At 72.3% G+C, this 25,838-nt stretch carries 23 protein-coding genes; 16 read left to right on the top strand and 7 right to left on the bottom strand.

Annotated features, from left to right (window positions below; all coding sequences use genetic code 11):
* Window positions 1-88: 88 nt before the first annotated feature.
* Window positions 89-781: a DsbA family protein gene (locus Cs7R123_RS19740; protein ID WP_212828495.1), complete on the bottom strand. Its 693-nt coding sequence runs from the start codon at window positions 779-781 to the stop codon at window positions 89-91.
* A 90-nt stretch (window positions 782-871) separates the two neighbouring features.
* On the opposite strand from Cs7R123_RS19740, the gene Cs7R123_RS19735 reads away from it, so the two are divergent.
* Entirely contained in the window at window positions 872-1,633 is a 762-nt protein-coding gene (locus Cs7R123_RS19735) for an SGNH/GDSL hydrolase family protein (RefSeq protein WP_212828494.1), read from the top strand.
* A 52-nt stretch (window positions 1,634-1,685) separates the two neighbouring features.
* On the opposite strand, the gene Cs7R123_RS19730 is transcribed toward Cs7R123_RS19735, so the two are convergent.
* Window positions 1,686-2,471, bottom strand: coding sequence for a maleylpyruvate isomerase family mycothiol-dependent enzyme (locus Cs7R123_RS19730; RefSeq protein ID WP_212828492.1), 786 nt, complete (start codon window positions 2,469-2,471; stop codon window positions 1,686-1,688).
* A gap of 204 nt (window positions 2,472-2,675) precedes the next feature.
* On the opposite strand from Cs7R123_RS19730, the gene Cs7R123_RS19725 reads away from it, so the two are divergent.
* The 8 genes from Cs7R123_RS19725 (at window position 2,676) to Cs7R123_RS19690 (ending at window position 15,419) form a co-directional block, all read left to right on the top strand.
* A complete protein-coding gene (locus Cs7R123_RS19725; protein ID WP_212828490.1) occupies window positions 2,676-5,513 on the top strand; it encodes a hypothetical protein in 2,838 nt (945 codons plus the stop codon).
* 35 nt (window positions 5,514-5,548) lie between these two features.
* A complete protein-coding gene (locus tag Cs7R123_RS19720; RefSeq protein WP_212828488.1) occupies window positions 5,549-6,172 on the top strand; it encodes a TetR/AcrR family transcriptional regulator in 624 nt (207 codons plus the stop codon).
* A 123-nt stretch (window positions 6,173-6,295) separates the two neighbouring features.
* Complete coding sequence (locus Cs7R123_RS19715; protein ID WP_212829284.1) at window positions 6,296-7,633, top strand: acetyl/propionyl/methylcrotonyl-CoA carboxylase subunit alpha; 1,338 nt, start codon at window positions 6,296-6,298, stop codon at window positions 7,631-7,633.
* A gap of 151 nt (window positions 7,634-7,784) precedes the next feature.
* Complete coding sequence (locus Cs7R123_RS19710; RefSeq protein WP_212829283.1) at window positions 7,785-8,687, top strand: hydroxymethylglutaryl-CoA lyase; 903 nt, start codon at window positions 7,785-7,787, stop codon at window positions 8,685-8,687.
* 371 nt (window positions 8,688-9,058) lie between these two features.
* A complete protein-coding gene (locus Cs7R123_RS19705; protein WP_212828486.1) occupies window positions 9,059-9,898 on the top strand; it encodes a chaplin in 840 nt (279 codons plus the stop codon).
* Between the two features lie 178 nt (window positions 9,899-10,076).
* Window positions 10,077-11,597: an acyl-CoA carboxylase subunit beta gene (locus Cs7R123_RS19700; protein ID WP_212828484.1), complete on the top strand. Its 1,521-nt coding sequence runs from the start codon at window positions 10,077-10,079 to the stop codon at window positions 11,595-11,597.
* 13 nt (window positions 11,598-11,610) lie between these two features.
* The gene (locus Cs7R123_RS19695) at window positions 11,611-12,783 is read left to right on the top strand and encodes an acyl-CoA dehydrogenase family protein (protein WP_212828483.1); all 1,173 of its coding nucleotides are present in this window, start codon (window positions 11,611-11,613) and stop codon (window positions 12,781-12,783) included.
* 167 nt (window positions 12,784-12,950) lie between these two features.
* The gene (locus Cs7R123_RS19690; protein WP_212828480.1) at window positions 12,951-15,419 is read left to right on the top strand and encodes a helix-turn-helix domain-containing protein; all 2,469 of its coding nucleotides are present in this window, start codon (window positions 12,951-12,953) and stop codon (window positions 15,417-15,419) included.
* Between the two features lie 322 nt (window positions 15,420-15,741).
* Here the strand turns inward: Cs7R123_RS19690 and Cs7R123_RS19685 are convergent, their stop codons facing one another.
* On the bottom strand, window positions 15,742-16,248 hold the full coding sequence (locus Cs7R123_RS19685) for a MarR family winged helix-turn-helix transcriptional regulator (RefSeq protein WP_212828479.1): 507 nt from the start codon (window positions 16,246-16,248) through the stop codon (window positions 15,742-15,744).
* A gap of 157 nt (window positions 16,249-16,405) precedes the next feature.
* On the opposite strand from Cs7R123_RS19685, the gene Cs7R123_RS19680 reads away from it, so the two are divergent.
* On the top strand, window positions 16,406-17,875 hold the full coding sequence (locus tag Cs7R123_RS19680; protein WP_212828478.1) for a glutamate--cysteine ligase: 1,470 nt from the start codon (window positions 16,406-16,408) through the stop codon (window positions 17,873-17,875).
* A gap of 151 nt (window positions 17,876-18,026) precedes the next feature.
* A complete protein-coding gene (locus Cs7R123_RS19675) occupies window positions 18,027-19,229 on the top strand; it encodes a CapA family protein (RefSeq protein ID WP_212828477.1) in 1,203 nt (400 codons plus the stop codon).
* Window positions 19,230-19,324: 95 nt separating this feature from the next.
* Here the strand turns inward: Cs7R123_RS19675 and Cs7R123_RS19670 are convergent, their stop codons facing one another.
* Window positions 19,325-20,488 (bottom strand): hypothetical protein, encoded by a 1,164-nt coding sequence (locus Cs7R123_RS19670; RefSeq protein WP_212828475.1) that lies wholly within the window; start codon window positions 20,486-20,488, stop codon window positions 19,325-19,327.
* A gap of 94 nt (window positions 20,489-20,582) precedes the next feature.
* Here Cs7R123_RS19670 and Cs7R123_RS19665 point away from each other — a divergent pair, with 94 nt between their 5' ends.
* Window positions 20,583-21,266: a PASTA domain-containing protein gene (locus Cs7R123_RS19665; RefSeq protein WP_212828468.1), complete on the top strand. Its 684-nt coding sequence runs from the start codon at window positions 20,583-20,585 to the stop codon at window positions 21,264-21,266.
* Between the two features lie 63 nt (window positions 21,267-21,329).
* Window positions 21,330-22,088 (top strand): PASTA domain-containing protein, encoded by a 759-nt coding sequence (locus Cs7R123_RS19660; RefSeq protein WP_212828466.1) that lies wholly within the window; start codon window positions 21,330-21,332, stop codon window positions 22,086-22,088.
* Between the two features lie 2 nt (window positions 22,089-22,090).
* On the opposite strand, the gene Cs7R123_RS19655 is transcribed toward Cs7R123_RS19660, so the two are convergent.
* Together Cs7R123_RS19655 and Cs7R123_RS40235 are read right to left on the bottom strand one after the other, a co-directional pair.
* On the bottom strand, window positions 22,091-22,420 hold the full coding sequence (locus Cs7R123_RS19655; RefSeq protein ID WP_212828464.1) for a hypothetical protein: 330 nt from the start codon (window positions 22,418-22,420) through the stop codon (window positions 22,091-22,093).
* 245 nt (window positions 22,421-22,665) lie between these two features.
* The gene (locus Cs7R123_RS40235) at window positions 22,666-22,998 is read right to left on the bottom strand and encodes a hypothetical protein (RefSeq protein WP_374706970.1); all 333 of its coding nucleotides are present in this window, start codon (window positions 22,996-22,998) and stop codon (window positions 22,666-22,668) included.
* Between the two features lie 385 nt (window positions 22,999-23,383).
* Here Cs7R123_RS40235 and Cs7R123_RS19645 point away from each other — a divergent pair, with 385 nt between their 5' ends.
* Both Cs7R123_RS19645 and Cs7R123_RS19640 read left to right on the top strand, forming a co-directional pair.
* Window positions 23,384-24,265 (top strand): helix-turn-helix transcriptional regulator, encoded by an 882-nt coding sequence (locus Cs7R123_RS19645; RefSeq protein ID WP_212828462.1) that lies wholly within the window; start codon window positions 23,384-23,386, stop codon window positions 24,263-24,265.
* Entirely contained in the window at window positions 24,235-24,453 is a 219-nt protein-coding gene (locus Cs7R123_RS19640; protein ID WP_212829282.1) for a DUF397 domain-containing protein, read from the top strand. Before Cs7R123_RS19645 ends, Cs7R123_RS19640 begins: the two co-directional genes overlap by 31 nt.
* Before the next feature lie 88 nt (window positions 24,454-24,541).
* Here the strand turns inward: Cs7R123_RS19640 and Cs7R123_RS19635 are convergent, their stop codons facing one another.
* Window positions 24,542-25,312, bottom strand: coding sequence for a hypothetical protein (locus Cs7R123_RS19635; RefSeq protein ID WP_212828460.1), 771 nt, complete (start codon window positions 25,310-25,312; stop codon window positions 24,542-24,544).
* A 169-nt stretch (window positions 25,313-25,481) separates the two neighbouring features.
* On the opposite strand from Cs7R123_RS19635, the gene Cs7R123_RS19630 reads away from it, so the two are divergent.
* Entirely contained in the window at window positions 25,482-25,814 is a 333-nt protein-coding gene (locus Cs7R123_RS19630) for a hypothetical protein (RefSeq protein ID WP_212829313.1), read from the top strand.
* Window positions 25,815-25,838 lie beyond the last annotated feature (24 nt).

Below are 25,838 nucleotides of genomic sequence, written 5' to 3'. Positions count from 1 at the left end.
GTCGCCCGTTCGGGCAGCTCACCGGCACCGTCATATCGTCAGGTGACAATACTGTTTCACGTGAAACAAGACTTGTAGGGCTAAAAGGTCATACCGCGCAGGTGTCGTCGTCGCAGCTCTCGCCGCGCGGGGCGAGGTCGGTCAGGACCGGGGCGGCAGACTCGCGGCGGCGCACCTCGTCGAGGACCTCGCGCAGGGTGGACGGGTCCTGGGCGCCGCTGATGGCGTACTTGCCTGCGAAGACGAACATCGGCACGCCGGTGACTCCCAGCTCGCGGCCCATGGCCAGCTCGTCGAGCACCTCGTCGGCGCCCGCGGTCGAGCCGAGGAAGTCGCGCACCGCCTGCTCGTCGTGGCCGAGGCCGGCCGCGGCCCGCACCAGATCCTCCCGGCGGCCCAGGTCCAGGCCGTCGGTGAAGTGGGCGCGGTGCAGCGCCTCCACCATCGGCCGCTGGTCGCCGCCCTGCTCCCCGGCCCACCAGATGAGCCGGTGCGCGTCGAAGGTGTTGGCGCCGATCGCGCGGTCGAAGTCCATGGTCAGGCCCTCCTCCGCGCCGACCGAGCTGACCTGGTCGAACATCCGGCGCGCGTTGGCCTCGCCGCCGTAGCGGCGGCCGAGCCACTCCACCAGCGGGGTGCCGGTCGACTGGGCGGAGGGGTCGAGCTGGAAGGCCCGCCAGCGCACGGACACGTCGGGGCTGTCCGCGAGCGCGCGGTAGAGCCGCTGCTCGCCGATCCAGCACCAGGGGCACACCACGTCGGAGTAGATCTCGATCTGCACGCGAACTCCAACGCCGCCGGGGCAGTGCCGATTCCCGCTGTTAGGAAGAGCACTACCCATCGGTACGGGCCCCGGTGGCAAGATGGCGCGGTGAGTTGGAGCAGGTATGTGGCGCTGGGGGACAGCTTCACCGAGGGCATGGACGACCCGTACGCGGACGGGGTCTTCCGCGGCTGGGCCGACCTGGTCGCGGGCCGGCTGAACGAGGTCGCCCCGGGTGACTTCGGTTACGCCAACCTCGCCATCCGCGGCCGCCTGTACGACGCGATCGTGGGCGAGCAGCTCGAACCCGCCCTCGGTATGCGGCCCGACCTGGTCAGCTTCGCGGCAGGCGCCAACGACGTGCTGCGCCGCCGCTGCGATCCACCCGCCCTGATGGCCCGCTTCGACGCGACCGTGGCCCGGCTGCGCGCCACCGGCGCCGACGTGCTGCTGTTCCGCTTCGCCGACGTGATGTCCCGGCTGCCCGGCAACAACCTGGTCGCCCCGCGCATCCGCTACCTCAACGATGCCGTGGGCGACGTCGCCGAGCGCAACGGCGCCCGCCTGGTCGACCTGTGGAACGACCACGAGTACGCCAACCCCGCGCTGTGGAGCATCGACCGGCTTCACCTCTCCCCGGCCGGGCACCGCCGCACCGCCGCGCACGTGCTCGCCGCGCTCGACGTCCCGGCCGACCCGACCTGGTGGGACCTGCCGTCCTGGCCGGAGCGCCGGTCGTGGCTGGTGACCAAGGGCGAGGACCTGGCCTGGGCGGGCCGCTACCTGGCTCCGTGGATCAAGCGGCGGCTGACCGGCCGCTCCTCCGGCGACCTGATCACCGCCAAGCGCCCGACCCTCGGCCCGCTCTGACCCGATTCGGCGGCGGCCCGCCTCCCGGACCGGGGAGCGGGCCGCGACCGGTTCACGGGGCGATGTTGAGGTGAGCGAGCACCCGCTCGCCGAGTTCGGTGTCTCCGCCGACCCAGACCTCCTGCCGGGCGCGGTCGCCGCGTCCGGTGCACAGCAGCAGGAACGACTGCCAGCCGAGCGTCACGTGCACGGTGCTCGGCCGGTCGTCGGGGGCGCCGACCGCGGCCCGGCCGGTGTCGTCGACGTGGATCGCGAAGTCGACGGGGATCTCGCCCATCGCGGTGAAGCGGACCGTCGCGCCGGGCGGCACACCGGCGCCCTTGGCCACCACCTTGGGCAGCGACTGGAGGATGAGGTCGTGCGACACCCGCGCCCCGGGGGAGCCGAGATTGCCCGGCCGCCGGATCGCCCGGCGTACGTCCTGCTCGTGCACCCACAGGTCGAAGGCGCGCGCGGTCAGCTGCACCACGAACGGCACCGGCGACTGCGACCAGATCCACCAGCCGATCGCGTCGGCCGAGGGCAGCCCTGAGACGAGCTGGAGTTCGCGCTGGGCGCGGACCTCGGCCAGCTCGGCGAGCACGGACTCGCGACCGGCGCCCCGGCGCCGGGCCACGCCCTGCTCGATCCACGGCTGCGGCGGGCCGGGCGGCAGCGGCAGCCCGCCCTCGGCCATCCACTGCTCACCGGCGACGACGTGGGCGTACACGTCGCCGACCGTCCATTCCGGCAGGTCGGTGCGCCCGTCCCACTGCGCGTCGGTGAGCTCGGCACCCAGCGCGACTAGCGCGTCCAGGCTGTGACGGCAGGCTTTCGCCGCGCGTTCCAAGGATGACATTCCGGCAGCCTTTCCGGTTCCGGGGAACTTTTCAAGCCACAGCCGTGCCCTTCACGTGCGCGGCGGTGCGCGGGCTCGGCAGCGGTCGCCGCCGCCGGGTAAGTTGTCCCGCGTGAACCTCTCATGTCAGGTCGATCCGGGCGGTCGCCCCGGCTGCGGCCGGACCAGGCCGGATCGGACCGCCGACGTGCAGGGTCGCACGTCATGACCGGGCCGGAACGCGTCCGCGAGCTGATCGACCAGTGCTGGGAGGCGCCGCGCGGGGGCACCCAGGTGGCGCTGGCCGAGGAGGCGATCGCCCAGGCCGACGCGATCGGCGACGACGAGCTGCGGTTCCAGGCGCGGATGGCGGCCACAGAGGCCTACTACCGGGCCGGTGCCCCGGCGCAGTGCTTCGCCGTGTTCTCGTGGTGCCTGGCGCGCTACGACGAGCGGCCCGACCAGTATGCCGAAGCCGAGCCCCTGCTGCTGTGGCACTTCAAGTACCAGGTCCACCTGCTGCCCCGGTTCCCCGAGGTGCCGCTGGAACGCGCCTACGCGGTGCTGGAGGAGATGCAGCGCCGCTACCAGCAGGGCGGGCACAGCCTCCAGCCCGTCCACAAGCTCCGGTGGCTGGTCGCGGCGCACCTCGGCGACGAGGCGGCGGCCGGTTACCACTACGAACTGTGGCAGTCCGCGTCCCGCGACGACAACTCCGACTGCGACGGCTGCGATCCCACCGCGATGGTGCAGCACCTCGGCTGCCTGGGCCGGGACGAGGACGCGATCGAGCTGACCGGTCCCGTGCTGGAGGGCAGGCTGACCTGCGCCGAGCAGCCGCAGGAGATCCTGACCGCACTGCTGCTGCCGTTCCTGCGTACGGGGCGGCCGGACGAGGCGCGGCGGGCGCACCTGCGGGCGTACCGGCGGTTGCGGCAGCATCCCGCCAAGCTGGGCAGCATCGCCGAGCACGTCCGCTACCTCGCGCACAGCGGCGACGTCGCCCGCGGCCTCGACGTGGTGGAACGGCACCTGCCGTGGCTGGAGGACGCGCCGTCGCCCGCCGCCGAGATGGAGTTCGCGGCCGCGGCGGCCCTGCTGCTGCGGCTGCTGGCCGGCACCGGGCACGGTGACCTGACCGTGCGCGGCAGCCGCCGTACCGTCGCGGTGCTCGCCGACGAGCTGGCCGCGCGGGCGACCGGGCTGGCGGCCCGGTTCGACGCCCGCAACGGCACCGGTGCGCAGGCGGCCCGGGTCGCCGCGCTGCTCCAGGCCGAGCCGGTCGTCGAGCCGACGCCGCCCGCAGCGGGCTGGCGCTCGCCCCGGCCGCGCATCCCGGCGGAGACCGTGCCCGACCCGCTGGCCGACGTGCCCGGCGACGCCGACCTCGACACGCTGCTGGGCCTGGTCGAGGAGGCGCTGCGGCGCGACCTCGAACCCCGGGTGGAGGCGCTGTGGCTGCGCATCCGGCCGCTGAGCGAGACCGGCCCGCTGACCGCGCTCCAGCACGGCCGCCTGGCCGACCTGGCCGGGATGCGGCTGCACAGCGAGGCCGCCGAGGAGACCGAGCGGGTCTGGACCGAGGCGCTGGAGTGGTACGTCCAGGCCGGCGACCTGGTGCGCCAGCACCGCATCCGGGGGCGGCTCGGACTGCACCGCTGCCGCCAGGGGATGGTGGAGGCGGGTCTGGCCGAGGTCCAGGCGACCACCGACTACCTGCTGGTGCACGGCGACGCCCGGGACGCCGCGGGCGCGCTGCGGCGGCTGGCGGTGGCGCTGCTGCACGCCCAGGAGCCCGCCGAGGCGCTGGACGTGCTGGACCGGGCGGCGGTGATGGTCGAGCCCGACCCCGGCCCCCGGGTGCGGTTGCAGGTGATGCTGCTGCGCGCGCAGGCGCTCGGGGCCGACGGGCGGGTGCACGACGCCGCCGACGCCGCGCGGGCGCTGGTCGCCCAGGCGATCGCCGACGACGAGCCCGAGCTGCTGGGACTGGGCGAGTTCTTCCTCGGCCAGGGCCTGACGATGCTCGACGACCCGGCCGGGGCGATCCGGGCGTACGACCGCGCGCTGGCGCAGGTGCTGCCCGAGCCGCTGGAGCGCGAGGTGCGGGAGCGGCGGGCGATCCTGCTGGCCGGCACACCGCGCGCCGCCGAGGCGGTCGACGACCTGGCCGCGATGGTGGAGCGCCTGGTCGACGAGGACGACCCGGAGGACGGTGACGACACCGACCACATCCGGTTCCACCTGGCGGTGGCGCTGTTCAACGCCGCCCAGTCCGAGGAGGCGGCCGAGGCGGCGGAGGAGGCGCTGTCCGGCGCCGATCTGGCGGGCAACCAGCATCTGGCCGACCAGGCGCGGCATCTGCTCGCTGCGGTCCACCAGCGGCTGGGCGACCCGGACCGGGCGCTGTCCTACCTCGATCAGCTCGCGGCGAACCTGGACGGGTTCGACAACGCCGCCGCTCGGGCCAGGGTGCTGGAGCAGGCCGGTGAGCTGCTGTTCGACCTCGACCGGGACGGCCAGTCGGCGGCGCGGCTGGGGGCGGCCGCGGCCGCGTACGCCGTGGCGCGGCTGCCGCTGGAGGAGGTCAGGGCGCTGCGCCGCCAGTGCGTGGCCGCGATGTTCGCCGACGACGCGGAGCTGGCCCGGACCGTGCTGGCGCGGGCCGACGAGGCCGCGCGGGCGGTGCCGCCGGGTCTGGCCGCCGAGCCGGAGGCCGGGTACGAGCTGGCCTGGCTCGCCCTCGACGGCGCCCGCGCGCTGGCCGGGATCGGGGAACCGGAGGCGGCGCTGGCCCGGCTGACCGGGGTGGCGCAGCGGTTCGAGGAGCTGGAGTCGTTCGGGGAGGCGCTGCTGGCGGAGCTGACCCGGGGCGAGGTGCTGGTGGCGGTGGGCCGGGCCGAGGCCGCCGAGCCGGTGCTGCGCGGTGTGGTCAACGGCCTGCCCCGCGATTCGGCGACCCTCCCGCGCGCGGCGTACGCGCTGGCGCAGGTGCTGCTGCTCACCGGGCAGGACGACGAAGCCCGTCGACTTGCCGGGGAATATGGGTTCGAACTGGACTAAACGGACGTTAAGCCGCCGCCTGACTGGCGAGTAGCATGTCTCGGGTGACGGCAGTTGAGCAAGACGTAGCAGCACCCCCGGCAGCGGCGGCTCCCGCCAAGGCACCCCGCCGGTCGCGCCGCGAGGAGATCCTCGAAATCGCGGTCGGCCTGTTCGCTGCCCGCGGCTACCACGGCGTTTCCATGGACGACATCGGCACCGCCGCCGGCGTCACGGGTCCCGCGCTGTACCACCACTTCGCCGGCAAGGAGGCGATGCTGGTCGCCGCCCTGATGCCGGTCAGCGAGGGCCTGCTCGCGGGCGGCCGCGGCCGCGTGGCCGACCACTCCGAGCCGAGGGCCGCACTGGAGGCGCTGGTCGACTTCCACGTCGACTTCGCGCTGGCCCACCCCGCCGTCATCGCGCTGCACCTGCACGAGCTCGACCGCCTGCCCGAGGAGCCGCGCCGGGAGATCCGCCGCCTCCAGCGGCAGTACGTCGAGGAGTGGGTCCAGGTGCTCACCGCCCTGCGTGCCTCGCTGAACCCGGGTGAGGCCCGGGTGCTCGCCCACGCCGCGTTCGGTCTGATGAACTCCACCCCGTTCCTGGGCGGCGAGGTCGACCGGCACCGCCGCGCGACCCTGCTGCGCGCCGCGGCCCTGGCGGCCCTGCTCGGCTGAGGCGGCGCTGCCCGGCTTACGCAGGATTGCTCGACTGAACCATCGTTAAGGCCCGCCTCGTCCGATGTTCGGCCCACCGTCTAGCCTCAGCGGTGGTTGTCTGAGCATCGGGAGGAGACCAACATGATCGAGTCGCTGCTCGTCGCGAACCGGGGAGAGATCGCTCGACGGATCATCCGCACCGCCAGGAGTCTCGGGGTGCGCACCGTCGCCGTCTATTCGGAGGCCGACGCCGAGCTGCCCTTCGTGCGCGAGGCCGACGAGGCCGTGTGCGTGGGCCCGGCCAATCCGGCCCAGTCCTACCGCAACACCGAGGCCATCCTGGCCGCCGCGAAGCAGACCGGCGTCCAGGCGATCCACCCCGGCTACGGCTTCCTGTCGGAGAACGCCGACTTCGCCCGTACCGTCGAGGCCAACGGCCTGATCTGGGTCGGACCCGGCGCCGACGCGATCACCGCGATGGGCGACAAGATCAACGCTCGTAACCTGATGGCCGCCGCCGGGGTGCCGGTCGCGCCCGGCACCACCGACCCGGCCGCGTCGGCCGAGGTGGCGCTCGCCGGCGCCGAGGAGATCGGCTTCCCGGTCATGGTCAAGGCCGCGGCCGGGGGCGGCGGCATGGGCATGGCGGTCGCGAACGACGCCGCCGAGCTCACCGAGCAGTACGGCAAGGTGCGTGCGTTCGCCGAGCGCATGTTCGGCGACGGCGCGGTCCTGATCGAGCGCTACTTCCCCCGGGTACGCCACATCGAGGTGCAGATCCTCGGCCTGGCCGACGGCCGGGTCGTCGCCCTCGGCGAGCGCGAGTGCTCGGTGCAGCGGCGCAACCAGAAGCTGGTCGAGGAGTCGCCGTCCCCGGCGCTCTCCGGCGAGCAGCGCGCCGGGCTGCTCGCCGCCGCCGTACGCGCGGGTGAGGCGGTCGGCTACCGCAACGCCGGGACGGTCGAATGCCTGTTCGACCCGACCACCGGCGACTTCTTCTTCCTGGAGATGAACACCCGGCTCCAGGTCGAGCACCCGGTCACCGAGGCGGTGTTCGGCGTCGACCTGGTCGAGGCGCAGCTGCGGGTGGCCGCCGGGCTGCCGGTGCAGTTCGACCCGGACGCGCTGGTCTCGCGCGGTCACGCGATCGAGCTGCGGGTCAACGCCGAGGACCCGAAGCGGTTCCTGCCCGGCCCCGGCGTGATCACGACCTGGGTCGAGCCGGCCGGCGAGGGCGTACGGGTCGACTCCGGCTACGCCGGGGGCAACACGGTCACGCCGAACTACGACTCGCTGATGGCCAAGGTCATCGTGTACGGCGTGGACCGCGCCGAGGCGATCGAGCGGGCGAAGGCGGCGGTGGCCGGGTTCGAGCTGGCCGGTCCCAAGAACAACCTGCCCTTCTTCGCGGAACTGCTGGACAACGCGGAGTTCGTGTCCGGCGACTACGACACCGCCATCGTCTCCCGCATGCGCTGACCCCTCGTAGCAGGCAAGTTGCCGGGCAATCGGGCGTATGGGACCGCAAGATACGCCCGATTGCCTGGCAACTTGGACGAACTCGCCGGGCCGCCCGGTCGGGGTGGGCGGGTAGCTTAACGAGCGCTAAGGTGGCGGGATGGGTGCTGTGCTGCCGAGCAAGGTGTCGATTCGTGAGGTCGGGCCCCGGGACGGGCTGCAGAACGAGAGCCCGGTGCCGACCGCCGACAAGATCCGCCTGATCGAGGCGCTGGGCGGCACCGGCGTGAAGCGGATCGAGGCCGTGTCGTACGTGCACCCCAGAGCGATCCCGCAGATGGCCGACGCCGACGAGGTGTGGGCGGGCATCGCCCGCGACCCCGGCGTCCGCTACAGCGCCCTCGTGCCGAACCTGCGCGGCGCCGAGCGGGCCCTGGCGGGCGGGTTCACCGAGGTCGAGGTCGTGGTGTCGGCCAGCGACACGCACAACCGCCGCAACATCAACCGGTCCACCGCCGAGTCGCTGGACGAGATCGCGCCGCTGATCGAGCGGCTCCACACGGGCGGCTCCACCGCTGAGGTGATCATCGCGACGAGCTTCGGCTGCCCGTACGAGGGGGACGTCGATCCGGTGCGCGTGGCGGGGATCGTGGACCGGGTCGTCGCGGACGGGGCGGACCGCGTCGCGTTCGGCGACACCACCGGCATGGCGACGCCGCGGCGGGTGCGCGAGCTGCTCGGCGCGGTACGCGACCGGCAGCCCGACATCCCGGTGCTGCTGCACTTCCACAACACCCGCGGCACCGGCCTGGCCAACATCCTCACCGCCCTCGAACTGGGCATCACCGAGTACGACGCCAGCGTCGGCGGCCTGGGCGGCTGCCCGTACGCGCCGGGGGCCTCCGGCAACGTGGCCACCGAGGAGGTGGTGCACATGCTGCACGACATGGGCGTCGACACCGGCATCGACCTCGACGCGATGATCGAGGCGGCCCGGCTGGCCGAGAAGATCGTGGGCCGCGAGCTCCCCTCGGGCGTCCTGCGCGCCGGCCCCCGCTCCCGCACCGTGTCCTGATCCCGCACCGTGTCCCTGATCCCGCACCGTGTCCTGATCGGCGTGCTGCCGGGTGATGATCGCTATTCGCGGTCATAATCTGGTCCTTAACCGCACTATTTGACCGACGACAGCGATCACCACCCGCCACCATCGGCGATAGCTGTCGCCAATCGGACAAAAGAGCGGGGGATAGGGGCTCGGCTCGTTGTTTGATGCGATGCCACAAATGCCCTATTTGTGTACGGCCGAAAGGCTGAACCCGGGCGCACGTCGACAGCCGGAGGTCCCATGCCTCCGGCGCGCCGGTACGCACAAGGGTCGCTACTAAACGTAGCTGTGGCGTCACGGAACTCCCGTGGCAAAACAGACCGAAAGGCACTGCGACTCTCATGACTGGATACTCGCTGGGCACGTTGACCCGTACCTCGGTCAAGGTCGGCGTGCTCTCCGCCGGGCTCCTGATGATGGGTACGTCGGCCGCGCACGCCGCCGACAACTGGAACACCTCGTTCAACAGCGGCATCGGCTCCGGCAACCAGATCAAGCTGCCGATCCAGGCCCCGATCAACATCTGCGGCATCGCCATCGGCATCCTGGGCGACGCCACCGCCTCCTGCACCGGCGGCGCCGAGGCCGAGTACCCGGCGGACGCGCTGGCCACCAACTGGAACAGCCAGGGCAACTCCGGCATCCTCAGCGGCAACCAGGTGTTCGTCCCGGTCCAGGCGCCGATCAACGCCTGCGGCGTGGGCGTCGGCGTGCTCGGCGACGCCTCGGCGTCCTGCCAGGGCGGCTCGTCGGCCGTGTTCGGCGACGGCAGCCAGCCGACCACCAGCGGCAACCCGCAGAGCCACGACCCGTACGGCCACCACCACGGCTCGTACGGCCACCACCGGTGGAACGCCCACACCGAGAGCTCGCCGCTGGGCAAGGTGACCGACCTGCTGTCGCTGGGCGGCCTGTTCGGCGGCCCGCAGGCGGCCCCGGCCGGCACCGACGCCGGGTTCGACCTGGACGCCAAGCCGACGGCGATGCGCAAGCGCTACCAGGACCAGCAGCAGGGCAGCTGCGAGCTGAACTGGAACACCTCGTTCAACTCCGGCATCCTCAGCGGGAACCAGGTCTACGCCCCGGTCCAGCTCCCGATCGACGTCTCGGGCGTCGCGGCGGGCGTGCTGGGTGACGCCTCCGCGAGCAGCATCGGCGGCGCCAGCGCCGTCTACTGCTGACCCGCATCCGATACACCTGACGAGGGCCGGCGCGTGATGCGCCGGCCCTCGCCGCACGAGAGGGAGGGGTGGGGTTGCGGGGGGTGGAGGGGAGTGGGCGGTTGGGAGGGTGGCGGGTGTCCCATAGAGTGGTAGCCTAACGATCGTTCAGGTCGGATGATCGAGGAGGCACACCGGGATGAACGAGGAGCTGGATCAACTGCGGGAGCGGGTGGCCGCCGGTGGGGCGGTCAAGTACCACCAGGCCAACGCGGTCAAGGGCAAGCTCTTCGCACGTGAGCGCATCGCCCGGCTCGTGGACAAGGGCTCGTTCGTCGAGGACGGGATGTTCGCCAACGCGCTCGCGGGCGACCTGCCCGCAGACGGGGTGGTCACCGGCAACGCCACCATCGACGGGCGGCCGGTCTGCCTGATGGCCAACGACTCGACGGTGAAGGCGGGCAGCTGGGGCGCCCGTACCGTCGAGAAGATCATCAGGATCATCGAGCGGGCGTACGGGCAGGGCGTGCCGATGGTCTACCTCGTGGACTCGGCCGGTGCGCGCATCACCGACCAGGTCGACCTGTTCCCGGGCCGGCGGGGTGCCGGGAACATCTTCTACCAGCAGGTGAAGTCGTCGGGCAGCATCCCGCAGGTGTGCGCCCTGTTCGGGCCGAGCGCCGCGGGCGGCGCGTACATCCCGGCGTTCTGCGACGTCGTGGCCATGGTCGACGGCAACGCCTCGATGTACCTGGGCTCCGACCGCATGGTCGAGATGGTCACCGGCGAGAAGACCACGCTGGAGGCGATGGGCGGCGCCAAGGTGCACACCGAGCAGTCGGGCGTCGGCCACTTCCTGTGCAAGGACGAGGACGAGGCGCTGGGCGTGGTGCGCCGCTACCTGTCGTACCTCCCGTCGAACTGGACCCAGCAGCCGCCCGCGGCCGAGTCCGTGGCCGCGCCCACGACGGACCTGGCGGAGCTCATCCCCGAGAGCGAGCGCCGCGCGTTCGACATGCGCAAGCTGGTCAAGGGCCTGCTCGACGGCGGGGAGTACTTCGAGATCCAGGCGCGCTGGGCCAAGGAGCTGACGGTCGGCTTCGGCCGCCTCGACGGCCAGGTCGTCGGCGTGGTGGCCAACAACTCGCTGCACAAGGGCGGCGTGCTGTTCGTCGACTCGGCCGACAAGGCGAGCCGGTTCGTGCAGCTGTGCGACGCGTTCAACGTGCCGCTGCTGTTCCTCACCGACGTGCCGGGGTTCATGGTCGGCAGCGCGGTGGAGCGGCAGGGCATCATCCGGCACGGCGCCAAGATGGTCTCGGCCATCAGCGAGGCGACCGTGCCCAAGATCTGCGTGGTGGTGCGCAAGGCATACGGCGCCGGCCTGTACGCCATGGCCGGGCCCGGTTTCATGCCCGAGGCGACGATCGCGTTGCCCACCGCCAAGATCGCAGTTATGGGTGCTGAGGCGGCGGTCAACGCCGTCTACGCCAACAAGATCGCGGCCATCGCGGACGAGGCGGAGCGCGAAGCGTTCGTCGCCGCCAAGCGGGCCGAGTACGAGACCGACATCGACCTGGTCCGGCTCGCCAGCGAGCTGGTCATCGACTCGATCGTGGAGCCCGACCGGCTGCGCGACGAACTCATCCAGCGGTACCGCGCCGCACACGGCAAGGACCGTCACTTCTCACGCCGCCGACACGGCGTGACTCCCGTTTGAGAGAGGCCGCGAGATGACCGACTTCGGGCTGTCCGAGGAGCACCGGGAACTGCGTGACACCGTACGGCGGTTCGCGCAGGACAAGGTCGCGCCCGTGATCGGCGAGCTGTACGAGAAGCACGAGTTCCCGTACGACCTGGTCCGCCAGATGGGCGCGATGGGCCTGTTCGGCCTGCCGTTCCCCGCGTCGGTGCCCGGCGCCGACGGCCCCGTCGAGATCGGCGGCATGGACGGCGACTACCTGGCCCTGTGCCTGGTGCTGGAGGAGCTGGCCCGGGTCGACTCGTCGCTGTCGATCACGCTGGAGGCGGCGATCTCGCTCGGCGCCATGCCGATCTTCAAGTACGGCACCGACGAGCAGAAGCGCCGCTGGCTGCCCGCGCTGCTGCGCGGCGAGGCGCTGGCCGGGTTCGGGCTGACCGAGCCGGGTGCGGGCTCGGACGCGGGCGGCACGCGTACCACGGCGCGGCTGTCCGACGACGGCACCGAGTGGATCATCAACGGGACCAAGTCGTTCATCACCAACTCGGGCACGACGATGACCAGCCTGGTCACCGTCACCGCGCTGACCGGCCCGGACGAGATCTCCTCGATCATCGTGCCGTCGGGCACGCCCGGGTTCACGGTGGCGCCCGGCTACTCCAAGGTCGGCTGGTGCGCGTCGGACACCCACGAGCTGACCTTCGCCGACTGCCGGGTGCCGGTGGGCAACCTGCTCGGCCAGCGCGGGCGCGGGTTCGCCCAGTTCCTGCGCATCCTGGACGAGGGGCGCATCGCGATCGCGGCGCTGGCGACCGGGCTGGCGCAGGGGTGCGTGGACGAGTCGGTGAAGTACGCGACGCAGCGGGAGGCGTTCGGCCACACGATCGGGTCGTACCAGGCGATCCAGTTCATGATCGCCGACATGGAGACCCGCGCGCACACCGCCCGGCTGGCCTGGCGCGACGCCGCGCAGCGGCTGCTCGCGGGTGAGCCGTTCAAGCGGCAGGCGGCGATCGCGAAGCTGCACGCGAGCACGGTCGCGGTCGACAACGCCCGCGCCGGCACCCAGATCCACGGCGGGTACGGCTTCATGAACGAGTTCCCGGTCTCGCGCATGTGGCGCGACAGCAAGATCCTGGAGATCGGCGAGGGCACCTCGGAGGTCCAGCGCATGATCATCGCCCGCGACCTCGGCCTGTCCTGATCGCGGACTGCTACGTCAAGAGGGGCACCTTCCGCCACGCAATGAGGCAGGACGGTGCCCCTCCTCTCGTCTGTACAGTTGGGACAGTGGTGACGGGCAGCACAGGTGGTGCGGAAACTCGACGTGGGACTCCCACCTTCGGTCTTCAGTGCGTAGTCTTTGCGGCCATGACCCCAGGTCAGTCCGGCCCGGCAGAGCCCGTCGGCACCACCCGCGCCGAGCCGGAGTCCGCCGACGAGGCGGCGACCTTCGGAGCGCTGCTGCGCGCGCACCGGCACGCGGCCCGGCTGACCCAGTCGGAGCTGGCCGCCCGGTCCGGCCTGGGCATTCGTACGGTCCGGGACCTGGAGCACGGCCGCGCGGCCCGGCCGCAGCGCACCACCGTCGAGCTGCTCGCCACCGCCCTCGGCCTGACCGGCCGCGCCGTCACCGACTTCTTCGCCGCCGCGCGCGGCCACGGCCCCCAGCCGCCCGCCCCGCCCCGCCCCGGCGGCTACGCCCTGCCCACCCCGCCGCTGCTGTTCGGCCGGGAGGAGGAGGTCGCGGCGCTGCTGGCGCACCTGGGCGCCCAGTCCGGGCTGACCACCCTGGTGGGCCTCGCCGGGGTCGGCAAGAGCGCGCTGGCGCTGACCGCGGCGTACGCGGCGCAGCCGCTGTTCCCGGGCGGTGCCGTGGCCATCAGCATCGCGGCGGGCGACACCGCGGCCGACATCCGCGAGGTGCTGTGCGCGGTGCTCGACGCGGCGCGCCCGGCGGAGCTGCCGACCCGGCTGCAGGAGCCGGTGCTGCTGATGATGGACGCCGCCGACCGCTCGCCGGAGGCGTTCGCCGAGGTCCTGGCCGACGTGCTGGCGATCACCCCGACGCTGCGGGTGCTGGCCTCGGCGCGGGCCCCGCTCGGCCTGCCGGGGGAGCGGGTGTGGCCCGTGGGCCCGCTGGCGCTGCCGCCCGCCGAGGCGAGCACGCTCGTCGAGGCCGAGCAGCACCCGGCCAGCGCGCTGTTCCTGGCCAGGTGGCAGCAGGTGCGGCGGCAGGGATCGGCCGCACCCGCCGACGTCGAGGTGGGTGCGCTGGTCGCCCTCGTACGCCGCCTCGGCGGCCTGCCGCTGGCCATCGAGCTGGCCGCGGCCCGCGGGCGGGTGCTCGACCCGGCCGAGATGCTGGCCCGCTACGGCCACCGCCTGCTGGAGCTGGGCGGCGCCGACGACCTGGTGACCCTGCGCGACGTGGTCACCGCGAGCTACCGGCTGCTGGAGCCGTCGCAGCGGATGGCGCTGCGCAGCCTGTCGGCCTTCGGCTACCGCTGGTCCATCGAGCTGGCCGAGGAGCTGATCGGCCAGCGCGTCGACGTCGTCCCGGCGCTGGAGCGCCTGGTGGACCTCGGGCTGGTGCAGGTGCGCGGGTCCGGCGCGCTGCGCTTCGTGCTGCTGGACGTGGTGCGCGAGTTCGCCGCCGAGCAGGCCGCCGCGGCGGGCGAGACGGCCGGGATCCGGGGGCGCCACGCGCAGGTGTTCGCCGACTTCGCCGACCGCAACGCCCCGGCCATGTCGGGCGCGACCCTGGCCGCGACCGTGGCGCGCTTCGACGACGTGGCCAGCGACCTGTGGACCGCGCTGGCGTACGCCGCCGAGCACGAGCCGGTGACCGCGCTGCGGCTGGCCGCGAAGCTGCCCCGCTGGTGGCGCTTTCGCGGCCGTGACCAGCAGGGACGGCAGTGGTTGCGGCGGCTGCTCGACGATCCGCGCATCGCCGATGCCGACCCGCAGCTGCGCGCCTGGGCGGACCTGGGCGTGATGCAGCTGGCGGCCGAGCACGGCGCGGGCCAGGCCGAGCTGCCGCGCGCCGAGCAGGCCCTGGCCAGCTTCGTGCTGGTGGGCGACATCGCGGGCGAGCTGGCCGCGCGGGCGGTGCTCCAGGCCGTGCAGCAGGCCATCGGGGCGTACGACGAAGCCCGCCGGCACGGGGAGGCCACCCTCGCGCTGGCGACCCGCACCGGCCGGGTCCGGGACATGGCCATCGCGCAGAACAACCTGATCTGGCACGACCTGCGCAACGCCGACCTGGCGGCGGCGCAGCGACGGCTCGCGGCGGTGGAGCGGCTGTCCGCGCGGGCAGGCGAGCCCGAACTGCGGGCGCTGGCCCGCGCCAACCTGGCCGAGGTGCTGCGGCTGGAGGGGCGGTTCGACGAATCGGCCCGGGTCGGGCTACAGGCGGTGGAGATGCTGGCGGAGGCGGGCGATCCGAGCATCCACCGGCGGCGCGTGCTGGGCGTGGTGGGGCTGGCGTACGCCCAGGGCGGCCGGCTGCCGGAGGCGGAGAAGGTGCTCGCCGAGATCCGGTCGCAGCTCGGCGGCACGGTGTCCGAACCGGATACGGCCGAGCGGGTCGAGGACTGGCACTGCGCGATGATCGAGGCCACGCTCGCCGAGCAGCGCGGTCACCGCACGCTGGCGGCGTCCTGGTTCACGGCGGCGGCTCGGCGTGACGGCGGGCCCGATCTGCGCGACGTGGTGGAGGCGCTGCTCGGCCTGGTGCGCACGGGTGCGGACCAGGAGGAGGCGCTGTCGCGGCTGTGGCGGCTGTGCGAGAGCTCCGGCATCGTGCTCACCGAGCGGCAGCGGGCGCAGCTCGGCTGAGTGCCGGACGCGACGCGCTGTGCCGGACGCGACGCGCTGCGCCCGGCGCGGGCGGCCCCCCGACGGTCGGTGCTCTGCGCACCCGGCGGCACCGCAGTGCCGCGCCCCTCCGCCGTCTCCGCCCGCGCCGAATCAGCCCCCGTGATCAGAGCCGGCCTAGGCCGCTCCTCCCACAGGGGCATGACGCTAGCAACAGGCACCTGCCCTTTTGCCCGTTTCAGTGTCCTTTCACGTCCAGCCCCGCGATTTCTGCCGCCGCTTCTGCCGCCGTGCGGCAGGCGTGCGGCAGGTCGCCCTGGCTGAACGGCCTGTCGGTAATGCGTCAGCGCCCGACCGTGGGCGCCGGCGGGCGCCGGGGCGCCCGCATCTCGATGGGTGGCACGGTGTCGGGCCGGACGGCGTCGCGCACCACCCGCAGCCCCGCGACCAGGCCTTGGAGCTGGCGCTGGGTGAGTGGGCCGATGAGCCATTCCTCAAGGATCTGCAGGTGGCCGGGGACGGTCTCGGCCAGGCGGGACAGCCCCTGCGCCGTGAGCATGGCGAAGGAGCTGCGGCGGTCGACGTCGCAGGGCACGCGGGCCACCAGGTTTTCGCGTTCCAGCCGGTCGACCATGCGGGTCACCCCGCTGGTGCTCATGGACGTGTGTCGGGAAAGGTCGGTCATGCGCAACTGCCGACCCGGCGCGCGGGCGAGTCTGAGCAGCACCTCGAACTCGATCGGTGCCAGGCCGTGCGCCGCGAAGTGCTCGGCACAGAGGCTGTTGAGGCTGGTGTAGGCCTCCGTCAGGAGGCCCATCGTGGTGAGCCTCGAATCATCGAGGAGTTCCATTTCAGTATCGTATCGGGCGGGATGGCACATATGTTGCCCTTCGTTTCCCGAAGGATGAGACGATGAAACGTCCGAACGGGACGACCGCCCGATCCTGTTGTCGCCCAAGGCAAGTACGCTGAGAGTTCGCGTGCTTACCGTGCGTCGGGAGGGCTTTATGGGCCAGGAAGTACTGCAGCAGAGCTTCACCCGGCAGGAGCGGGAACAGTACCGCCAGAAGGTCCGCCGCTGCCTCGACGTGTTCGCCATGATGCTCAACGACTTCACCTTCGACTCCGACTACCCGATGACCGGGTTGGAGATCGAGCTGAACCTGGTGGACCCGGAGCACCGGCCGACCATGTGCAACGCCGAAGTGCTCGCCGACCTGCGCGATCCGTACTTCCAGACCGAGCTCGGGCGCTTCAACCTCGAACTGAACGTGCCACCGCGCCTCATCGCCGCCGACGGCCTCACCAAGTACGAGGCGCAGATCAGGGCCAGCCTGGACAACGCCGAGGGGTACGCGCGGCGGCACGACGCCTCGGTGCTGACGATCGGCATCCTGCCCACGCTGACCCCCGAGCACACCGTGGCCGCCAACCTGTCCACCAGTGGCCGCTACCGCACCCTCAACGAGGAGATCCTCGCCGCGCGCGGCGAGCAGATCGGGCTGGACATCCGCGGCGTCGAGCGGCTCACGGTGCACACCGACTCGATCGCGCCCGAGGCCGCCTGCACCAGCCTCCAGTTCCACCTCCAGGTGTCGCCAGCCGACTTCGCGGCGTACTGGAACGCCTCGCAGATCATCTCCAGCCTCCAGGTCGCGGTCGGGGCCAACTCGCCGTTCCTGTTCCAGCACCAGCTGTGGGACGAGACCCGGATCGCGCTGTTCGAGCAGGCCACCGACACCCGGCCCGACGAGCTCAAGGCCCAGGGGGTGCGTCCGCGGGTCTGGTTCGGGGAGCGCTGGGTCACCTCGATCTTCGACCTGTTCGAGGAGAACGTCCGCTACTTCCCGCCGCTGCTGCCGATCATGGACGCGGAGGACCCGCTCCAGGTCGTACGCGATGGCGGGGTGCCCAAGCTCGCGGAGCTGCGCCTGCACAACGGGACCATCTACCGCTGGAACCGGCCCGTCTACGACATCATGGCCGGGCGCCCGCACCTGCGGGTGGAGAACCGGGTGCTGCCGGCCGGGCCGACCGTGGTCGACATGCTCGCCAACGGCGCCTTCTACTACGGGCTGGTGCGGTCGCTGGCCGAGGACGACCGCCCGCTCTGGACGCAGCTGCCGTTCAGCGTGGCGCAGGACAACTTCCACTCGGCCGCCCGCCGGGGCATCGCCGCGCCCGCCTGGTGGCCCCGCCGCGGCGAAATCAAGATCACGGATCTGGTGCTGGAACTGCTGCCCCGCGCCGCCGAAGGCCTGGACCAGTACGGCGTCGGTCCCGCCGAGCGCGACCGGCTGCTCGGCATCATCGAGCAGCGCTGCCTGCTCGGCCGCAACGGCGCCACCTGGCAGGTCCAGACCGTGCGCGCGCTACAGGAGCGCGGCCTGGACCGGCCCGAGGCCCTGCGCCAGATGGTCGGGCGGTACGCCGAACTCTCGCGCGGCAACGAACCGGTGCACACCTGGCCCCTCTGATGGCCGAACACCTCTCTGATGGCTGAACAGCGGATGGCGGGGTGGTCCGGTGTCCTCCAACGTGTTGTCTCACCTGGTGCGCCGAGGCGCACCGCGACGAGCCATGTTCGGGAGGGATGCGCTCGTGGTCGACGGGGACGGGGTTGCCCGGATGCTGCGCGCTCGCGCCGCACGCCTGAGCGGGGTGCTGGTCGGCGTGCTCGTGCTGGCGCTGAACACCTGCGGCGGCCCCGGTGCGCCGCCCACCCCCTCCGGTCATGCCCCCGCCCCGCCTCCGCCCTCCGTGCAGCCCGGCCGGGCCCTGCCGCAACCTGAACCGGCGCCCGCGCCGCCCAGCCCAGGCTTCGCCCCGCGCACCTTCACCGTCGTCGGCTCCGGCGACGTGCTGCTGCACAACGGCCTCTGGGCCCAGGCGCAGCGCGACAGCCCCGGTGGCGGATACGACTTCCGGCCCATACTCGCCGGGGTCGAGCCCGTCGTCTCCGCCGCCGACCTGGCCATCTGCCATCTGGAGACCCCGCTGGGCAGCCCCGGCGGCCCGTTCACGGGGTATCCCGTCTTCAAGGTGCCGCCGCAGATCGTCCCCGCGCTGCGCGACACCGGCTACGACGCCTGCTCCACCGCCTCCAACCACTCCATCGACGGAGGTGAGGCGGGCGTCCGGCGCACCCTCGACGCCCTCGACCGGGCCGGGATCGCGCACGCCGGGATGGCCCGCAGCCAGGCCGAGCAGGACACCCCGACCATCGTCACGGTGCGCGGGGTGCGGGTCGGGCTGCTGTCGTACAGCTTCGGGTTCAACGGGATACGGCGGCCCAAGGGCAAGGAGTGGCTGGTCAACCTGCTCGAACCGGACCGGGTGCGGGCTGCGGCCCGGCGGGCCCGCCAGGCCGGCGCCGAGGTGGTCATCGTCTCCGTCCACTGGGGTACGGAGTACGAGCACCGGCCCAACAGCCAGCAGCTCGACGTCGCCCGCAGGCTGCTGGCCGACGGGTCGATCGACCTGATCCTGGGCCACCACGCGCACGTGGTGCAGCCGTTCGAGCGGATCGGGGACCGGTGGGTCGCCTACGGCATGGGCAACCACATCTCGTACCAGGGGTTCTCCGACGACACCCGGGACGGGGTGATCAGCCGGTTCACCTTCACGGAGGTCGAGCCGGGCCGGTTCCGGGTGACCAGGGCGGAGGCGCTGCCGACGTACATGCGCCTCAACGACGGGCCCGCGCGGGTGCTGCTGGTGTCGGCGTGCCCGGCCCCGCTGCAACGGGCGTGCCGGGCCAGCGCCGACCGCTCCACCCGGGTGCTCCGCTCCCGCGGCGCCAACCCGGATCAGCTCACCGTCATCCGCTGACCGGCGACGCGGCGTGATCGCTGGTTTCGGTCACAAGGTGGTGCTGAGGGAGCTGGGATGACCGCAAACGGCGATCATCCCCCACCCGACGGCGCTTACTTCTTGGGCCTGGAGCGGCGCGAGGGGGTCGTGGGGTCGGCCGAGGGGGTCGGGATCGCGCTGGTCTGCTCGGCGGGTGCGGCGCCGCTCGGGGCGGCCGGGTCGGCGGCGGTCGAGGCCTCGCTGCTCGCAGTGGGTGCGGCGGGTGCGGCGACGGTGGCGACGCCGGTGGCCGGAGTCGCGGGCTCGGGACGGGCTGCCGTGCCGGTGGGGCGGGTCGCCGGGCCGGTGGGGCGGGTCTTCGCGCGGCCCTGGGCCGGGACGGCGGGCCGGGGCCGCCGGGGCCAGCCGACTACGACGGCGAGCACCGCGCCGACCAGGCCGGTGACCACGGAGTACGGCGCGATCAGGTGGGCGGAGAGCTGCTCGGGTGCCACGCTGGTCAGCGTCGGCGCAGCCAGCAGGTAGGCGGCCGCGACCAGGGCCGGTCCGGCGGCGCCCGACAGCACGATCCCGGCCTGGGCGTCGCGGCGGCGTGCGGCGGGCCAGGCCGCGAGCAGGCCGATGAGCAGGGTCGACACGGCGGCGATGGCGGCGCCGGGCAGATACAGGCTGCGGAACCAGGGCCCGTCGGCGGTGACCGGCCACACCCCGAGCTGCGAGACGCCGGGTTCGCGGCCGGCGGCGAGGCTGTCGACCGAGGCGGTGACCGCCAGCAGCCAGAGCCAGACGCCGGTGGCGAACAGGTTCGCGGCGACGGCGCGGGCGGACAGCGCGGCGATCGCCAGCAGCAGGCCGAGCAGCACTCCGGCGACGGCGTATCCGCCGACGAGCAGGTGCGGGGCGAACGTGTCGGCCCGGTGGGCGCCGCGGGCCGGGATCGCGGTGAGCGCCACCACGACCAGGCCGCCCAGCGCGGCGGAGACGGAGAGTGCGATGCGCCACAGCACCCGGACGACTGTCGAGGTTTGGACACTCGGGCCGGACATGCGGTCGGCCACGACCGCGCCGAGGACCACCGAGAAGGCGGAAATCCATACCGTCCAGGCAAGACTCGCCAGCCAGGCGGCTTCGCCCGAGTCGGGCAGCGCCGGGAGCCAGGAGAAGATGCCCAGGCCATACCCGATGCCCAGCTGTGCAGCTCCGGCGCTTGCGGAGACGCCTGCGGCGGCGGCGATCGCGCCCCATCCCGACCGCTCGCCCTGGCCGTATAACGACATGATGCCGAGGGTATAGCAACGCGAGGTGGCTTCGTGTGAACGGTTTACTCTCGTTGCGGCGTCCGAGGCAGGCGTCGCGACAGAGGAGAGCATGATGACCGATCCGTGGCAGACGGGGGTCGACCAGCCGCAGCAGCGCCGCCGCGGGTTGAGCCCCGGCGCGATCGCCACCGTGGCGACCGGCACCGTCGTGATGGCGGTGGCGGGCCTGGCCATCGGCTGGTTCGCGGCCGGTGACAGCGGCACCCCGAAGGCGAACGGCACTCCATCCCCGACCGCGGCGGTCGAGTCCCCGGCCGCGTCGGCGTCGCCGAGCGCCTCGCCGCTGCCCTCGGTCGCGGCCAGCCCGACCTACACCGGGGCGACCATCCCGGACGTGGAGGGCACCAACTTCCGCGAGGCGTACACCACACTGCTCGGCCTCAAGCTCACCGTGAACGTCAGCTTCGACGAGCCGGGTGAGACCGCCGCCGGCAACGTGGTGCGGACCGATCCCCCGGTGGGCTCGCCGCTGAAGGCGGGCAAGTCCATCACGCTGTACGTGGCGGGGCCGGTCTACACGTTCCCGATGCCCGACCTCTCGGGCGGGTCGTGCCTGAAGGCCAAGGACATCCTGCGCGCGAACGGTCTGCAGGTCGAGAAGTACATCGGCGACAAGGACGACCCGTTCAAGGAGGCGTCGGCGGCCAAGGACACCACGGTGTCGTGGGGCGACCGGATCACGCTGACCTGCGAGAAGCCCGCCGATCCGTCGCCTTCCCCGGCCGCGGCCGGCTGAGCCAGGCACGCCCGATGTGCCCCGAAGCAGTGAATTGTCCGATCGACATGGTAGGACGGCAGCATGTCTGAGGCCCAGCAGCACGACGACGGCACCCCGGCCGAGGACGGCACCACGCCGCCCCCGGCCGGCGGGGCCCCCGGCGACGAGGCGACCACGGTGCTGCCCGCGGGGCAGGTGCCACCGGTCGACGCCGACCGGACCGAGGTGCTGAGCTCGTCCGACGTGCCCGAGACGCCGGCGCTGGACCGCACCTCGGTGCTGCCGCCCGTGGACGACGTCTGGACCGGCCGCGCGGGCGTGCGCGCGCCGCAGCCGCAGGAGGACACCCTCCCGCCGCTGGAGTACGGCCCGGCCGAGCGGAGCTGGCTCGCCCCGGCGCTCATCACCGTCGTCAGCGTGCTGCTGCTCGCGGTGATGGGCGTGGCGGTGTGGTTCGCCATGCGCGACAACGCGCCGGCGCCGCTGCCGAGCGAGTCGCCGACGGCGGCCCCGAGCCCCGCCGCGCCGACCAGCGCGGCGGCGAGCCCGGCGCCGTCGCCGTCCGTCGCGGCCAGCCCGGTGGCGGTGCCGCAGGACATCGTCGGCATGAGCCAGGAGCAGGCGATCGCGGCGCTGCAGGCGGTCGGGCTCAACCCGGACGTCGAGCTGCGCCCGACCGACGAGGTGGCGCCCGGCACGGTCGTGGCGACCGAGCCGGATCCGGGCTCGCTGCTGGAGCCCCACGCGACGGTGAAGATCATCGTTGCGGTGCCGCTGCCGAGCCCGTCGGCGGAGCCCAGCCCGTCGCTGTCGCCGTCACCGCAGGAGAGCCCCAACTGAGGTCACCACTGGCGTCGGCGGTACGCCACGATCACGATGCCGCCGACGGCCAGGCCGATGCCGATCATCCCGGTCGAGATGAGCGACCGCGCCATCAGTTCGGGCGGCAGGTTGTGCGTGGTGTGCAACCCGGCAGGCGCCGGTGCCTGCTCGGGGGCGGGCGCCTGCGCGGCGTACTGTGCCGCGGGTCGCGCCTCGCCTGATCCGGCCGTGGCCTGGACCGGCGTGAACAGCGCCGCCGCCAGGGCCGCGCCGCACAATGCGGCCAGCCGGTGTCGATGTGGAACGGTCGCTCTGGCGCTGGCTCCAGAGGCGATCTCTCGGTCTTCCATGGCGCCGTCTCCCGGGTGAGCGGGTGCCGTGCCACGCGAGGGCCGACGATAGTGACTCGTCGCGGCCGCCTGCGCTGGAGCAGTCGGCCAAGCGAGTCGCTACCGTCATTTCACTAGGGTCATTCGATCGTAATCCGGCGCGTACCGGCGGGAACCGAAAATCGTGAGTCTGGCTCGGACTCGGCCCGGAAACGCGATCGCGCCCCGGCGCCGGTGGTCACCGGCGGGGGCGCGAGCAACGCGGGTCAGCGGACGGCCGCGACCGCGGGGCGTCCGTGCAGGGTCGGGCGGGAGTTGTGGCTGCCCGGCCGCTGGACCGCCGCGGCGTGCGGGGCGGCGTTGCGCGGGCGGGTGGCCGCCTGGTCGGGCACGACGCGCAGGCCGGAGCGCTGCACGAAGATCGAGCGGCGTTCGACCGCGTCCCCCGCGGCGTTGAGCTGGTAGCCGTCGAGCCACACCCAGCCGTCGTAGGTCGGCCAGTCGTGCACGCGGATCACGCGGAACATCATCGGGCGAAGAAACTGCACGCTTGCTTCTCGGGTCACATGGAGGATGTCGCCGGCCTGGGGAGTCACCATGTCTCCTGCTCTTCGTCGGACAGGTGCCGTGCGTACAACACGGATTCGGTTGTCGTTCGTTGAACGCTCAGAGATGGCACCGTAGACCCAGCGTGATCATTGAACCGCCAAGATCGTACTTCCGGTGCTATAACAGACACTCTGCCCGACAACCTTGCTCAATGCAAGTTGCAAGATGCGTATGCGCGAAGGTGTCATACGTCTGGTATGCGACAAGCTGTGGTTAATGCCGCGTGAGCGTGCTGTGTCGCACCCTCTGTGCGTTCGGCCGGTTGAAGATTCCCCGATCGTGGGAGCAAACTCGCAACACGACAGACCCATCAGAATCTGATGGCGGGGGGTAGCAGGCGTCGGGTCCCTCGCCGCAACGTCGCGGAGGTGCGCCGTGACAGTCCGACAGAGCCCCACCGTGCGTCGTAGACGCCTCGGTGCCGAACTGCGCCGCAGGCGGGAGCAGGCCGGAATCACGCTCGAGTACGTGGCTGACAAGCTCGAATGCTCCCAATCGAAGATCTCCCGGATCGAGACCGGGCACAACTCGGTCACCTCGCGGGACGTACGCGACATGCTCACGATCTACGGCGCTCCGCCGGGGGAGATCGACGAGCTGGTCGAGATCGCCAAGCAGGCCCGCCAGAAGGGCTGGTGGCATCCGTACACCAACGTGCTGGTCAGTTCCTTCGTCGGCATGGAGGCGGCGGCCAGCGCGATCAAGGCGTACGAGCAGCAGGTGGTGCCCGGCCTGCTCCAGTCGGCCGAGTACGCCGAGGCGATGCTCCGGGCCGCCTGTCCGGATTGGTCGGACGAACAGGTGATGCAGCGGGTCCGTGTCCGGATGAAGCGTGGCTCGTTGCTCCTTCAGGACGATCCGATCAGCTTCGCGGCGGTACTCGATGAGTCGGTGTTGAGCCGTCCGGTGGGCGGCGACGCGGTCATGCGGCAGCAGCTGCGGCTTATCGCTGAAGCAGCTGCGAAACCGGACGTGACCATCCAGGTGCTGCCCTTCGAACGCGGCGCACATGCCGGCATGGATGGAACTTTTACGATCCTGGAATTCGCCGAAGCAGGTGACTCCGCCGTGGTTTACGCGGAGAATGCCACCGGCGGACTCTTCCTGGAGAAGTCCGACGACTTGGAGAAGTACCTTCTGATCTTCGAACACCTCCAGGGGGCAGCCTTGAGCCCCCCGGAGTCCGCCGCGCTGATCGCACAACTGGCGGAGGAGCCACTATGGAAATCGAGACCAAGGGGTTTCGAGTCGATCTGAGCCAAGCACAGTGGTACAAGAGCACGCGGAGCGGACCCAACTGCGACAACTGCGTCGAGGTGGCATTCGTCGGTGGCGCCATCGCCCTGCGTGATTCCAAGAACCCGACCGGCCCGGCGCTGATCTTCACGCCCGCCGAGTGGGACGCTTTCGTCGAGGGCGCCAAGGACGGCGAGTTCGACCTCTGAGTCGACCACCGTGCCGGTATCTCGACCTGCGCCAGTGCCCTTCCGCCAGCTCGGCGGGAGGGCACTGGCCACTCTCAGGGTGTCGTCGTCAGAACGGGCCGCGGTCCAGGGCGGCGCGGCGGCGCTCGACCATCTCGCAGCGGGCCTGCTTCAGCCACTCCCGCCGCGAGCCGGGCTCGGGTGGGAAGTCCAGGCCGAACTTGAACCAGGCCGGCGGCTGGGGCATGCGGGCGTACGCGTCGATCAGGCCGTCGAGGATGCGGGTCAGCTCCTCGCGCGCGTTGCGCCCGGCCGACAGGGTGTCGCGGTGGGTGCGCAGGTAGTCCGTCCGGCAGGTGGCGACCGCCCGCAGCCGGGTGCGCATCTCCTCGAACCGGACGCGCTGGATCGCGGCCAGCACCGCCGCCGCCCGGTCGTCGCGCAGATGCCGCGCCAGTGCCGCCCGGTGCCCCGGGCGCAGCCACGAGGACGGTCGCGCCAGGGCGTCCACGGTCGCCTGGATGCGTGCGGCGACCTTCTGCTCCGCCTCGTACGCCTCCTGGAACCGCTGCTCGATCAGCGCGGTCTGGGCCGGGTCCGGGCCGGGCGGCGCCGCGGCGGCGACCCGCTCGGCCTCGTCGACCAGGCGCCACAGCCAGCGCTCGTCGTCGTCGACGAATTCGAGCACGTCGACGATCGGGCTGTCGTCGTACGGCTCGCGCGCGGCTGGGACGAGCTGCCCGGACACCGGCCCGTGCCGGGTGCCCTGGCCGCAGTGGGCGCAGGGTGGCAGCTCGCGGACCAGCCGCGAGATCTCTCCGATGAGCTGCGCCGGCGTGACCTGCGACGGCAGTGGTGTGGACGCTGGTTCAGCGGCCATGGTGGTTCCCCCGCACGTGTAGGACAACTAGCGGGACATGCTCATAGTGACGCAGGCATTACGCGGGGTAACGGTTGCGCGTTGACCGTGGCCTGCCCTCGGCTGCGCTCGTTGTACCAGACGAGACCCCCTGACACCCCGCCAACTCGCCGGAGCGGTAGGACGCAAGATGACGATCCCCGAGCACGTGCCCAGCCAGAACGCCAGCAACGGTCGCGACCGGTTGCTGCGCGAGCCGGACCGCCCGCAGCTGCCGGGCGACACCATGCTCGAACCCGCGACCTCGTCCATGCCGTCGCTGAGCCTGGAGGGGTTCGGCGAGCCGTCGTTCCCCTCGCCGAACTGGCTGGACATGTCGCCCGAGTCGATGGTGGACCACCCGCTGCTGCGCGGCCTGCTGCTGGAGCTGCCGCCGCGCAGCTCGCACCCGTCCCCCGAATGGCTGAACCGCTGGTTCGAAGCCACCCGCGCCGTCCTCGACCTCATCTACAACCGCCGCTGACGCCGCCGCCGGCCGGACGCGGAG

The sequence above is a fragment of the Catellatospora sp. TT07R-123 genome, from assembly GCF_018327705.1.
Classification (GTDB): domain Bacteria; phylum Actinomycetota; class Actinomycetes; order Mycobacteriales; family Micromonosporaceae; genus Catellatospora.
This window is presented reverse-complemented; position numbering and strand designations above follow the sequence as displayed.